General features: G+C 54.1%; 11 protein-coding genes and 1 pseudogene. 7 read left to right on the plus strand and 5 right to left on the minus strand.

Annotated elements, in window-relative coordinates:
* Positions 1-5: 5 nt before the first annotated feature.
* The 3 genes from dppC to dppF are packed head-to-tail and all read left to right on the plus strand — an operon-like array spanning position 6 to position 2912.
* Positions 6-908, plus strand: coding sequence for a dipeptide ABC transporter permease DppC (gene dppC / locus K8W53_RS01050; protein WP_000084690.1), 903 nt, complete (start codon positions 6-8; stop codon positions 906-908).
* Positions 909-918: 10 nt separating this feature from the next.
* A complete protein-coding gene (gene dppD, locus K8W53_RS01055) occupies positions 919-1902 on the plus strand; it encodes a dipeptide ABC transporter ATP-binding protein (protein ID WP_001196509.1) in 984 nt (327 codons plus the stop codon).
* Positions 1899-2912, plus strand: coding sequence for a dipeptide ABC transporter ATP-binding subunit DppF (dppF, locus tag K8W53_RS01060; protein ID WP_023202873.1), 1014 nt, complete (start codon positions 1899-1901; stop codon positions 2910-2912). Before dppD ends, dppF begins: the two co-directional genes overlap by 4 nt.
* A 100-nt stretch (positions 2913-3012) precedes the next feature.
* On the opposite strand, the gene K8W53_RS01065 is transcribed toward dppF, so the two are convergent.
* Positions 3013-4311 carry an aromatic amino acid transport family protein gene (locus K8W53_RS01065; protein WP_001150175.1) on the minus strand — a complete coding sequence of 433 codons (1299 nt, stop codon included), beginning with the start codon at positions 4309-4311 and terminating at the stop codon, positions 3013-3015.
* Between the two features lie 117 nt (positions 4312-4428).
* Positions 4429-4581 (minus strand): annotated as a pseudogene (locus tag K8W53_RS01070) (PLP-dependent transferase); the annotation flags it as partial.
* Between the two features lie 372 nt (positions 4582-4953).
* On the opposite strand from K8W53_RS01070, the gene K8W53_RS01075 reads away from it, so the two are divergent.
* Positions 4954-5061: a type I toxin-antitoxin system toxin Ldr family protein gene (locus K8W53_RS01075; protein WP_001537650.1), complete on the plus strand. Its 108-nt coding sequence runs from the start codon at positions 4954-4956 to the stop codon at positions 5059-5061.
* An 81-nt stretch (positions 5062-5142) separates the two neighbouring features.
* On the opposite strand, the gene bcsG is transcribed toward K8W53_RS01075, so the two are convergent.
* From bcsG to bcsE, 3 genes are read right to left on the minus strand one after another with little or no spacing between them, the layout of a single operon-like run.
* Entirely contained in the window at positions 5143-6822 is a 1680-nt protein-coding gene (gene bcsG / locus K8W53_RS01080) for a cellulose biosynthesis protein BcsG (protein WP_000192022.1), read from the minus strand.
* The gene (gene bcsF, locus K8W53_RS01085; protein ID WP_000988321.1) at positions 6819-7010 is read right to left on the minus strand and encodes a cellulose biosynthesis protein BcsF; all 192 of its coding nucleotides are present in this window, start codon (positions 7008-7010) and stop codon (positions 6819-6821) included. Before bcsF ends, bcsG begins: the two co-directional genes overlap by 4 nt.
* Entirely contained in the window at positions 7007-8578 is a 1572-nt protein-coding gene (gene bcsE, locus K8W53_RS01090; protein ID WP_001205771.1) for a cellulose biosynthesis c-di-GMP-binding protein BcsE, read from the minus strand. Before bcsE ends, bcsF begins: the two co-directional genes overlap by 4 nt.
* 244 nt (positions 8579-8822) lie before the next feature.
* On the opposite strand from bcsE, the gene bcsR reads away from it, so the two are divergent.
* From bcsR to bcsA, 3 genes are read left to right on the plus strand one after another with little or no spacing between them, the layout of a single operon-like run.
* On the plus strand, positions 8823-9026 hold the full coding sequence (bcsR, locus tag K8W53_RS01095) for a cellulose biosynthesis protein BcsR (RefSeq protein WP_000282616.1): 204 nt from the start codon (positions 8823-8825) through the stop codon (positions 9024-9026).
* A complete protein-coding gene (bcsQ, locus tag K8W53_RS01100; RefSeq protein ID WP_000996115.1) occupies positions 9027-9779 on the plus strand; it encodes a cellulose biosynthesis protein BcsQ in 753 nt (250 codons plus the stop codon).
* Positions 9776-12400 carry a UDP-forming cellulose synthase catalytic subunit gene (gene bcsA, locus K8W53_RS01105; protein ID WP_001275342.1) on the plus strand — a complete coding sequence of 875 codons (2625 nt, stop codon included), beginning with the start codon at positions 9776-9778 and terminating at the stop codon, positions 12398-12400. The genes bcsQ and bcsA overlap by 4 nt, the downstream gene beginning before the upstream one ends.
* Positions 12401-12407 lie beyond the last annotated feature (7 nt).

Raw genomic sequence — 12407 nt, forward strand, 5'->3', positions numbered from 1 at the left:
CCATCATGTCACAGGTTACTGAAAATAATGTTAATGCCGCACCGGCGCCCATGACGCCATTGCGGGAGTTCTGGCACTATTTCAAACGCAATAAAGGCGCGGTCGTCGGGCTGGCGTATGTTCTCATCGTGATCCTGATTGCGGTGTTTGCCAACTTTATTGCGCCGTACAACCCGGCAGAGCAGTTCCGCGATGCGCTGCTGGCACCGCCGGTCTGGCAGGAAGGCGGCAGTTGGGCGCATATTCTGGGAACGGATGATGTTGGTCGCGATGTCCTCTCGCGCCTGATGTATGGCGCGCGTTTGTCACTGCTGGTCGGCTGTCTGGTGGTCGTCCTGTCGCTGGTAATGGGGATTATTCTCGGCCTGGTCGCGGGCTACTTCGGCGGTCTGGTCGATAACATCATCATGCGCGTGGTCGATATTATGCTGGCCCTGCCGAGCCTGCTGCTGGCGCTGGTGCTGGTAGCGATCTTCGGCCCCTCCATCGGCAACGCTGCGCTGGCGTTGACGTTTGTGGCGCTGCCGCACTATGTCCGCTTAACCCGCGCGGCGGTTCTGGTAGAGGTGAACCGCGATTATGTGACTGCCTCCCGCGTGGCGGGCGCAGGCGCGATGCGTCAGATGTTCGTCAATATTTTCCCGAACTGCCTTGCGCCGCTGATTGTTCAGGCATCGCTCGGTTTCTCTAACGCCATTCTCGATATGGCCGCCCTCGGCTTTCTTGGCATGGGCGCACAGCCGCCTACGCCGGAATGGGGCACCATGCTCTCTGACGTATTGCAGTTCGCGCAAAGCGCCTGGTGGGTGGTGACCTTCCCGGGGCTGGCGATTCTGCTGACGGTACTGGCATTTAACCTGATGGGTGACGGTCTGCGTGACGCGCTCGATCCCAAACTGAAGCAGTAAGAGGTTCGAGATGGCGTTATTAAATGTAGATCAATTATCGGTGCACTTCGGCGACGAAGGGACACCGTTCAAAGCCGTCGACCGCATTAGCTACAGCGTGAAGCAGGGTGAGGTGGTCGGTATTGTCGGCGAGTCTGGTTCCGGCAAATCCGTCAGCTCGCTGGCGATTATGGGGCTTATCGATTACCCAGGCCGCGTGATGGCGGAAAACCTGCTCTTTAACGGACAGGATCTGAAGCGCATTTCCGAGAAGGAACGTCGCAACCTGGTGGGCGCTGAAGTGGCGATGATTTTCCAGGACCCGATGACCAGCCTCAATCCTTGCTATACCGTTGGCTTTCAGATTATGGAAGCCATCAAGGTACATCAGGGCGGGAACAAGAAAACCCGTCGTCAGCGAGCGATTGACCTGTTGAACCAGGTGGGCATTCCCGATCCGGCTTCTCGTCTGGATGTCTATCCGCACCAGCTTTCTGGCGGCATGAGTCAGCGCGTGATGATTGCGATGGCAATAGCCTGTCGACCAAAGCTGTTAATTGCTGATGAACCGACCACGGCGCTGGATGTGACCATTCAGGCGCAAATCATTGAACTGCTGCTGGAGTTGCAGCAAAAAGAGAACATGGCGCTGGTGCTGATTACCCATGACCTGGCGCTGGTGGCGGAAGCGGCGCACAAAATTATCGTCATGTACGCCGGGCAGGTCGTCGAAACAGGCGCTGCGCAGGATATTTTCCGCGCGCCGCGTCATCCGTATACCCAGGCATTGCTACGTGCGTTACCGGAGTTTGCGCAAGATAAAGCGCGTCTGGCGTCGCTGCCGGGCGTGGTGCCGGGGAAATATGACCGACCGACGGGTTGTCTGCTTAACCCGCGCTGCCCCTACGCCACGGACAGATGCCGTGCGGAAGAACCTGCTCTCAACCAACTGGACGATGGACGTCAGTCAAAATGTCATTACCCACTCGATGATGCCGGGAGGCCCACACTATGAGTACGCATGAGGCCACCTTGCAACAGCCGCTGTTGCGGGCTATCGACCTGAAAAAACACTATCCGGTGAAGAAGGGGATCTTTTCTCCGGAACGGCTGGTAAAAGCGCTGGATGGCGTGTCGTTTAATCTCGAACGCGGTAAAACGCTGGCCGTAGTGGGGGAGTCCGGTTGTGGAAAATCCACACTGGGCCGCCTGCTGACGATGATTGAAACGCCAACCGGCGGCGAGCTTTATTACCAGGGGCAGGATCTGCTCAAACACGATCCGCACGCGCAGAAACTGCGGCGGCAGAAAATTCAGATTGTGTTTCAGAACCCCTACGGTTCCCTGAACCCACGCAAGAAAGTGGGGCAAATTCTGGAAGAGCCGTTGCTGATCAATACCAGCCTGAGTAAAGCGCAGCGTCGTGAAAAAGCGCTGGCGATGATGGCGAAGGTGGGGCTGAAAACCGAGCACTACGACCGCTATCCGCATATGTTCTCCGGCGGCCAGCGTCAGCGTATCGCTATCGCCCGCGGTCTGATGCTTGATCCGGACGTAGTAATTGCCGACGAACCGGTCTCCGCGCTCGACGTGTCGGTGCGCGCCCAGGTGCTGAACCTGATGATGGATTTGCAACAGGAGTTGGGGCTGTCTTATGTCTTTATCTCGCACGACCTGTCGGTGGTGGAACACATCGCCGATGAAGTGATGGTCATGTATTTAGGCCGCTGCGTGGAGAAAGGGACCAAAGAGCAGATTTTTAACAATCCACGTCATCCCTATACCCAGGCGTTACTCTCCGCCACGCCGCGGCTGAATCCGGACGATCGCCGTGAGCGGATTAAGCTGACCGGCGAGTTGCCGAGCCCGCTGAACCCGCCGCCGGGCTGCGCCTTCAACGCCCGCTGCAGCCGTCGCTTCGGACCCTGCACGCAGTTACAGCCGCAGCTTAAAGAGTACGACGGCCAGTTGGTGGCCTGCTTTGCCGTCGATCAGGATGAAAATCCGCAGAAACCGCTGAGTTAATTGCGTTTTATGCCGGATGGCGGCTGCGCCTTATCAAGCCTACACCGTACCTGTAGGCCTGGTAAGCGTAGCGCCACCGGACATGGCTCTCCGGTACGACTTATTCAATCAATTTTAATAACGGCGACAGGCACAACAATATTCCATATAACAGAATAAGCCAGGTTTTCAGGCCGCGTAATTTTTCCAGTTGCGCTACTTTATAAATCAGGAAAAAGGGAATAATACACGCGACAATGCCATAAAGCGGACTGCCTAACTGGAAAAAGACCAATACTGAGACGCGAAACGAAACCCAAATAACCAGAGTAACCACGATAAAGACACAGATTCCAGATGTCAGTAACAGTGGGTTGACGTTTTTGACATCCATAATACGACTCAATACATTCAGCACAATACCTTTAAGCGCTTCGTGAAAACCTAAATAAATACCAAAGAACGCGGTAAGTACGGCAAAAATATTGAGGATGGTAGAGGTAATGTGGATGATATGGCCAGGGATTACCTGAGCTGCCAGCGCAAGGGCGGAAATATTCTGCTCGAATGCTGATACCGCCTCTTCATGACTAATCGAAAAGGTAAACGAGAACGAGAAAAAGAGAATAATGGCAATCAGCGTAATATAGCTAATGCGATGCGTGCGAATCGCCATCCGGGTGGCCAGCACACGGTCAGGCTCGCGCTTACGATAGGCGATGTTCATTGGGTTTAGCACCTGAATGAAGACCGCAGAAAAGAAGCAAAATGGGATAGTGAGCAGTACGTCGCGAAAGAAAACCGATGCGGCGGGAAAGGCGGAAATATTATCAAGATTCCAGTGTGGGATCATCGCGAAACCGAATATCAGAATGATCCCGACTTTTACCACCACCATCGGTCCGGAAATTTTAAATAATAACTTTTCCCCGCCGGAGGCAATCGCCACCAGCACGGCGAAAATCGCGACTTTATAGATAATAGACTGTGAAAGATCGGCCTCAGTAAGGCCGAAGGTTTTGATATAGGAGGCGCTATCAAACACCACCGACAGGGAGTAAATAAACACTCCGTGGATAATCATAAGAAAATAGATTACACCGAGAAAAACGCCCCAGTTTTTGCCAAGATAGTGACTGATAATATCGGTATAATCGTCACAGGTTTCGCTTTCAGATAACGTTTTTAGATAAATATCCTGCACAATATAGGTAGCGGGATAGGCGATGATAAAAGCGGTAATAAATACCCAGATCCCCTTGAGACCGATTTGCACTGGCATTAAGACGGTACCGGCGCCGATCGCCATACCGATACACAAGAGCACCCAGCCAAAATCATATTTTGTAAACGGTAATCTCGTTGAAAGCGGTGTGGTCGTAGCGTTACTGTTATTTAATGGTAATGTGTCGTCCTGCATAGAGCCCCCTGCCCAAAATATACGCAGCTCTCTCATAAAGAATGCTGCCTATAACCAGGCTATAGTGCCTTGATACCCGATGCGGCAAACCGGTGACAGCGGTTCGCCGAGCAATCGTCAGAATGCTGCTTTTCTGCTGGCGCGTTCAAGGTCATGAATAATATCGTCGGGATCTTCAGGTCCCGCTGAAAGACGGATAAGTTCGTCGGTAATACCTGCTTTTAGCCATTCCTCTGGCGCAACAGGCGAATATGTCATAGACGCAGGATGCTGAACGAGGGTTTCGGTATCACCGGGACTGGCCGCGAGGAGGCATAATTTACAGAATTGAGCGGCTGACTGCCAGCCTCAGAAATGCTGAATGTATTCTGGCAAATAAAAGTAATCGTCTGCGAAGCGTTACGCAGATTGCACGTTAGCGCCGTGCCGGGACGGAGATTTTGCCGTAATATCAGCAGCAAGCCGGGTTTACCCGGTGAGGCGCAATGTTGCGGGGGCTTGATCCCCGGCGGCATAGGTTGCTGGATAGAGAAAACCCCCGCACGTTGACTGGTATAAACCTGGCAACCTGACGGGGGCTAACTTGAACCTCAACACATCAAGGATAGCCGCGAACGGTTGCCATTGCAACAAGGCGGCTATATGACGCTTACGCAGTTGGGCGTGGCCTTCTGGCACGATCTGGCGGCGCCGATCATTGCTGGCATTATCGCCAGTGTGATCGTCAACTGGCTACGTGACAGGAAGTAATGCGTTTTGAGCGTCTGTCCGCCGTAATGGCAACATGCGCCCGAACCAGGCCGCAGGGGAAACCTTGCGGCCTTTTTCGGTTTACTGCGGGTAAGGCACCCAGTCGCCGCCATTCAGACGAACGTATGGCTTACCCTGGTACTGAATCACCACCGCATTAGCGTTTTCTGAAACCGGCGCGGTTTGCGGCAGATTGCTGGTCAGCTTGTTCCAGTTCACACTGTCTTCGGTAAAGAGCTTACCGTCCACGGCGCGTACGACCAGTTCGGAAATAGCCAGGTAGCTGCTCGGCTGGTTAATATCAATCGGCGCGCCCTCATGCGGGGCTTTCATGCCAAAAAATTTCACGCCCGCCGGGACGTTGGTGATGGAGGGGCTGGGAATATCGCGCAGGCCTGAGATCTGCATTCTGTCGCCCTTCAGCGCACCGCCGTGCTCCGGTACGACCACCACCATCACCTTACGCCCGGATTTCTCCAGTTCGGTAAAGAAGGCGTCCAGTTCATCGAACAGTTTCTGCGCGCGGATTTTATAATCCGCCGTTTTGCTGACGCCAGGGAAGTGGTTGCCATCGTGCAGCGGCAGCAGGTTAAAGAAAGTCGCGGAGCGGGAATTGGCTTCACGTTCTTCCCCTGTCAACCAGCGGTTCAGGACCGCCAGATCGTCATATACCGGCGAGCCGTCGAATGACAGCAGGGCGGTTGGCAGGCCGGACTGGTTCATCAGTTCGCTCTGCATACCGCCGTTTTCGCGAACTTCTTTCAGGAAGCCGCCAAATTCACCGTTATGATCCATCATCAGATGCTGAGTAAAGCCCAGTTTCGCCAGATTATCAAACAGATAACATTCGTTATCGGCTGGTTGATAAAGTCGGGTGTGCGAAGGTTGACCACAGCTGGCGCGCAGCAGACGAATGGCCGCCGGGCCGCTGTAAGACGTGCCGGAATTAAAGTGTTTAAACAAAATGTCAAAGTGCGACCATAGCGGATGTGACATCAGGCCTGCCGCTTCGACATCCGACCAGGAGAGCGAACAAATATTGATGACCAATAGGTCGAACGGCTGCGCATCAGGCGGAAGCTGCGCCGGGAACGTCGTTTTCCGCTTTTCTTCCGCGGCATAGAAGGTGTTCAACCAGGCGTTCAGATTCGCGGTCGTCGGCGGCGCGGTTTGCGCAGGCATATCGCCGATGACCGGCTTATCGCCCGCTGTCGCGACGGTAGCGGCCGCATTACCGCCAGTCGTCGTCACCGTATCGGTTGGCTGGCCTGCCGGCCACAGCGTAAAAACTGGGCCGGTTAATGTCAGGACATTCAGCCATACCATGATGGCGACCACAAACACCGTGACCCGAATCCACTGTGATAAAAATAGCCAGGCAACCAGCAGTACGAAGATGGCGCCGATCATTTGCCAGTTAATAAAACGGGCGATCAGATCGAGCAGATAACCGGAGCTGAATTCCGCCACCTGCGTCCCCTGGCTCATAATGCTTTGCGGGCCGGGCAGCCAGGTATCATGCCAGAACAGCGCGAAGCCGACGGGAATGGCAATCCAGTGGCGCAATCGGTGAAGGCGATACTTTGGTATTGGCATGAGCAGAAACGCCATGAATACCAGATTCAGTAAAGGATGAAAATTCAGATAGCCTGCCCACAGCAGGCCAAACTTGACCAGAAAATAGAAGTTCCAGCCGGAAAGACCGCGCCAGTACTGCCAGAGCGGAGAAGGCATTGAAGGAGTTTGAGTATGCTGAGTCATTTTTTGTCTGCCTTGACTTTCGTAGCGCGGCGCAGAGTTCCGGCTGGTTTTACATAACGAGGTTTGGCAAATAGCAGCCGGGTCGTATCACTGATACGGCGTAGCGAATGGCGCGCCAGATACCCCAGCGGAAAGAAAATCAGCGCGCAAAAAAGAATAATTTGCACGATATCGCTGATGGTCATCATGATGCACGCTCCGCGGTGTCGTCGAGCAATCGCAGGGGTTCAGGAATACGACGCCAGATGCGGCCATCGTGTTCGGCATTTATTACCGGGTCGGCGCGTTTTGCCAGCGGTAGCGGCGTTCCCCACAGTTCCGGCGACAATAAGCGCATCTGCACCAGCTCGGCGCTGATTTGTTTATCTTCGAACCAGACCATACGATTAGAGAAAATATCGCCCGTCGGCAAAGGGAAAATATGGTTTAACGCGGTATCCAGATCGTTGACCCGGCAGAATGATAAAAACAGCACCAGACGGTTGCCGCCGATGGTCATAATGTCGCCGGTTCGGTTTGGCCGACATAATGTTAACGCCTGCTCAACCCGAATGCCCGGCACCGGGCGCAGCGCGACCAGAACGCCTTTCCCGTCGGCGGGGAGCAGGGTGTTGCTCATCATCGTATGGATGGCATCGCAGAAGGTATCCCACGGCTGAAAACCGCGCAGTTTCAACGGCTGCGTCATCGACAGTAGCGTGGTGATGTCTTCCGGTACGTAACGGCTGAACTGCTGCCCCTGCACGCTTTCAATAAGCGTCAGGCAGCGTGAAAGCGGGGCGTTCCAGGGAATGATCATATTCGCGCCGCAGCCCAGCAGCAGGCGCTCATCGGTGGCGCGCAAACTGGCGATATTTTCGCGCACGACAATTTTCAGCGCGCTTCCCCGCTGGCGCCGCAAAGTATGAATGCGACGAGCAAGCGGCTCGATTTGGTTGTTCTGTGTAAGCGAAAAAATAATTGTCGCGGCCTGCGCCGTGCGCGCGTCGTTGAATAGCGCTTCGTTATTGTCGAAAAGCGTCCAGTGTTCCGAGAGCGGCGGCGCGCCTTCAAGGACGGCGACGTGGCTAAGAATGCGTTTTTCGTCGCTACGCGGCTGAATTGCCGTCTCCTCCTGATGGGATAGCGTCCAGCGTTCGTCCTGCTGACACAGCAATAACTGCTGTCGGGCGCTGACGCCTTTTTCGTTACACCAGAAGGCAATATCGAACAAATGTTGGTCGCCCTGAAAACGTAAACTGGCGAGGCCAAAAAGTGAGCGATACTCGCCCATCAACAACGAGGACTGTTTATCGCTATTATTACAAGGGTTAATAACCAACAATGAACAGTGATGAAAACGAGTCCATTTATTCATTTTTTCCAGCCATTTATGCAGGCTTTCTGACGTTATATTCCGCCACGTGTTATTTGCACAAATAAGAATGAAAAAGTAATGCGTCGGGTTAACAGAACAAAGCAAATCGTGGGGCAAAGAGTATAGCCCTTTTTCTGAATCCGGCATGGTAAATAAGCGGATTTTCTCCGGACCGTGAGATTCATCTAATTTGATTACTTTGCCAGGATCGCCTTCCATGCCGATGACGGCGACATTTGCATTCTCCGTTTGTGACGCAATCGTTTGATTCACCAGGCTGATGGCATCTTGCTGGCGATCGGCGTTAACCCACCAGACGCCGCCGGTTGGCATATGGCGCAGTTCATCCCATAATGATGAGATGCCGAGAGAAAATACGGGGTCCACAGTGTCCCTCATGTCACTATTTTAACTGTTTATCAGTTTACTAGCGAAAGCACAGAAATAAACCTAACATTGAAATTAAAACGCATCAGATTTAGCATGTGAATCAATTTGTCCGGCAGGATGCCCTGTAACTCTGCGCTTTGCATTTTTACACATTATAAATGATGTCACGGAAAGATGAAAAATGCGCGTTCTCCCGTATTGACGACGGGGCGTAATGCTGCCAGTGAGAAATATTTAAAAAGGAGCAACCAGAATGTATAACAATGAACCTGGCGCTCAGTCTGATCCAACGTTGGGCTACACTTTTCAAAATGATTTTCTGGCATTAAGCCAGGCGTTTTCACTACCCGAAATAGATTACACCGATATTTCCCAACGCGAACAGTTGGCGGCGGCGATTAAAAGATGGCCACTCCTGGCTGAATTTGCGCAACCACATTCATTAAGGAAGCCATGAATGGCGATTCTGGGACTGCAGGGCGTGCGCGGCGGGGTGGGAACCACATCTCTCACCGCAGCACTCGCCTGGGCGTTACAAATCTTAGGGGAAAATGTCCTGGTGATTGACGCCAGCCCCGATAACCTGCTGCGCATGTCGTTTAACGTCGACTTCGTCCATCAGGGCGGTTGGGCGCGATCGTTGCTGGACGGCCAGGACTGGCGCGATGCCGGATTACGTTATACCTCACAGCTTGATCTACTGCCGTTTGGACAGCTCACCGCGCAAGAGCGGGAAAATCCGCAGGCCTGGCAGGAGACGCTGGGAGAGATCGGATCGGCTATCCAGGCGCTGAAAGCGAGCGGGCGTTATAGCTGGATTTTACTGGACTTGCCCTACGGCGCGTCACCGCTGACAGGGCAGCTGGTGAGCCTCTGCGACCATACGCTGGCGATAGCCCAGGTTGACGCTAACTGCCATATTCGCCTTCATCAGCAGGCGTTGCCTGCCGGGGCGCATATTCTGATCAATGACTTACGCATTGGCAGCCAGTTACAGGACGATCTGTACCAGGTCTGGCTGCAAAGCCAGCGCCGGTTGCTGCCCATTGTGATCCATCGCGATGAGGCGATGGCGGAGTGCATGGCGTCGAAACAGCCGTTAGGCGAATATCGCAGCGATTCGTTAGCCGCCGAAGAGGTGTTAACGCTGGCGAACTGGTGCCTGCTGCATGATGCGGGCGACAAAACGTCCGCCGGGAGCCTGCGATGAGCGCCCTTTCCCGGTGGCTGCTTATCCCGCCGGTTAGCGCGCGCTTGAGCGAGCGCTATCAGGGTTACCGCCGCCACGGCGCGTCGCCGTTTAGCGCAGCGCTCGGCTGCCTGTGGACGATTCTGGCGTGGATAGTGTTTCCGCTTGAGCATCCGCGCTGGCAGCGTATTCGCGACGGGCATAAAGCGCTTTATCCGCATATTAACGCCGCCCGCCCGCGCCCGCTGGACCCGGCCCGTTACCTCATTCAGACCCTCTGGCTGGTGATGATCTCGTCGACTAAAGAACGTCATGAACCGCGCTGGCGGTCATTTGCGCGCCTGAAGGACGTTCGTGGACGTTACCATCAATGGATGGATACCTTACCGGAACGGGTGCGCCAAAAGACAACGCATCTGGAAAAGGAAAAAGAGCTGGGACATCTTAGCAACGGCGCCCGGCGTTTTATTCTGGGCGTTATCGTGACTTTTTCACTGATACTGGCGCTGATCTGTATTACGCAGCCATTTAACCCGCTATCGCAATTTATCTTTCTGCTGTTGCTGTGGGGCGTTGCGCTGTTGGTACGACGTATGCCGGGACGCTTTTCCGCGCTGATGCTCATCGTGCTGTCGCTAACGGTCTCCTGTCGTTATATCTGGTGGCGCTATACCTCGACGCTAAATTGGGACGACCCGGTCAGTCTGGTGTGCGGGCTGATTCTGCTGTTTGCGGAAACCTACGCCTGGATTGTGCTGGTGCTGGGGTACTTCCAGGTGGTGTGGCCGTTAAATCGTCAACCGGTGCCGTTGCCGAAAGAGATGTCGCAGTGGCCGACGGTGGATATTTTTGTACCGACCTATAACGAAGACCTTAATGTGGTCAAAAATACCATTTACGCTTCGCTTGGCATTGACTGGCCGAAGGACAAGCTGAATATCTGGATCCTTGATGACGGCGGGCGCGAATCATTTCGTCAGTTTGCCCGACATGTTGGCGTGCATTACATTGCCCGCGCCACGCACGAACATGCCAAAGCCGGCAACATCAACAATGCGCTAAAACACGCGAAAGGCGAGTTTGTGGCGATCTTCGATTGCGACCATGTGCCGACACGCTCGTTTCTGCAAATGACAATGGGCTGGTTCCTGAAAGAAAAACAGCTGGCGATGATGCAGACGCCGCATCATTTCTTCTCCCCGGACCCGTTTGAGCGCAACCTGGGACGTTTTCGTAAAACGCCTAACGAAGGCACGCTGTTTTACGGACTGGTGCAGGACGGTAACGATATGTGGGATGCCACTTTCTTTTGCGGATCGTGCGCGGTGATTCGCCGTAAGCCGCTGGATGAGATTGGCGGTATCGCCGTTGAGACGGTGACGGAAGATGCGCATACATCGCTCCGGCTGCACCGGCGAGGTTATACCTCAGCGTATATGCGCATTCCGCAGGCGGCGGGGCTGGCGACGGAAAGCCTGTCGGCGCATATCGGGCAGCGTATTCGTTGGGCGCGGGGCATGGTGCAAATTTTCCGCCTCGATAACCCTCTGTTTGGTAAAGGCTTAAAACTGGCGCAGCGGCTGTGCTACCTCAACGCGATGTTCCATTTCTTGTCCGGCATTCCGCGCCTGATCTTTCTGACCGCGCCGCTGGCTTTTCTGCTGCTGCACGCCTATATCATTTATGCGCCTGCGTTGATGATTGCGCTATTTGTGATACCGCACATGGTCCACGCCAGCCTGACTAACTCGAAGATTCAGGGCAAGTATCGTCACTCTTTCTGGAGTGAAATCTATGAAACGGTACTGGCATGGTATATCGCACCGCCGACTCTGGTCGCGTTGATCAATCCGCACAAAGGGAAATTTAACGTCACGGCGAAAGGCGGGCTGGTGGAAGAGAAGTACGTCGACTGGGTAATCTCGCGTCCGTATATCTTCCTTGTCTTGCTTAACCTGCTCGGCGTGGCGGCGGGCGTATGGCGATACTATTACGGGCCGGAAAATGAAACGCTGACCGTCATCGTTAGCCTGGTGTGGGTCTTCTATAACCTGGTCATTCTCGGCGGCGCGGTTGCGGTTTCGGTAGAGAGTAAACAGGTCAGGCGCGCGCATCGGGTCGAGATTGCCATGCCGGGGGCCATCGCCCGCGAAGATGGACATTTGTTCTCCTGTACCGTACATGACTTCTCCGACGGCGGGTTAGGCATCAAGATCAACGGTCAGGCGCAGGTGTTGGAAGGGCAGAAAGTGAATCTGTTGCTTAAACGCGGGCAGCAGGAATATGTCTTTCCAACGCAGGTGGTGCGCGTAACGGGCAATGAGGTTGGGCTGCAACTGATGCCGCTCACCACCAAACAACATATTGATTTTGTGCAGTGTACCTTCGCGCGCGCCGATACGTGGGCGCTTTGGCAAGATAGCTTCCCGGAAGATAAACCGCTGGAAAGCTTGCTGGATATTCTGAAGCTGGGCTTCCGCGGATATCGCCACCTCGCGGAATTCGCGCCGCCTTCAGTAAAAGTAATTTTCCGATCGTTGACGGCGTTAATTGCCTGGATTGTATCGTTTATTCCGCGTCGCCCGGAGCGGCAAGCGGCGATACAGCCGTCGGATCGGGTTATGGCTCAGGCTCAACAATGATGATAAT

The sequence above is a fragment of the Salmonella sp. A29-2 genome (assembly GCF_020150755.1).
GTDB lineage: Bacteria > Pseudomonadota > Gammaproteobacteria > Enterobacterales > Enterobacteriaceae > Salmonella > Salmonella enterica.

Bases quoted from the DNA above. Each gene is read 5' to 3' on its own strand.
- dppC (WP_000084690.1), top strand. From the start codon at position 6: ATGTCACAGGTTACTGAAAATAATGTTAATGCCGCACCGGCGCCCATG.
- dppD (WP_001196509.1), top strand. From the start codon at position 919: ATGGCGTTATTAAATGTAGATCAATTATCGGTGCACTTCGGCGACGAA.
- dppF (WP_023202873.1), top strand. From the start codon at position 1,899: ATGAGTACGCATGAGGCCACCTTGCAACAGCCGCTGTTGCGGGCTATC.
- K8W53_RS01065 (WP_001150175.1), bottom strand. From the start codon at position 4,311: ATGCAGGACGACACATTACCATTAAATAACAGTAACGCTACGACCACA.
- K8W53_RS01075 (WP_001537650.1), top strand. From the start codon at position 4,954: ATGACGCTTACGCAGTTGGGCGTGGCCTTCTGGCACGATCTGGCGGCG.
- bcsG (WP_000192022.1), bottom strand. From the start codon at position 6,822: ATGACTCAGCATACTCAAACTCCTTCAATGCCTTCTCCGCTCTGGCAG.
- bcsF (WP_000988321.1), bottom strand. From the start codon at position 7,010: ATGATGACCATCAGCGATATCGTGCAAATTATTCTTTTTTGCGCGCTG.
- bcsE (WP_001205771.1), bottom strand. From the start codon at position 8,578: ATGAGGGACACTGTGGACCCCGTATTTTCTCTCGGCATCTCATCATTA.
- bcsR (WP_000282616.1), top strand. From the start codon at position 8,823: ATGTATAACAATGAACCTGGCGCTCAGTCTGATCCAACGTTGGGCTAC.
- bcsQ (WP_000996115.1), top strand. From the start codon at position 9,027: ATGGCGATTCTGGGACTGCAGGGCGTGCGCGGCGGGGTGGGAACCACA.
- bcsA (WP_001275342.1), top strand. From the start codon at position 9,776: ATGAGCGCCCTTTCCCGGTGGCTGCTTATCCCGCCGGTTAGCGCGCGC.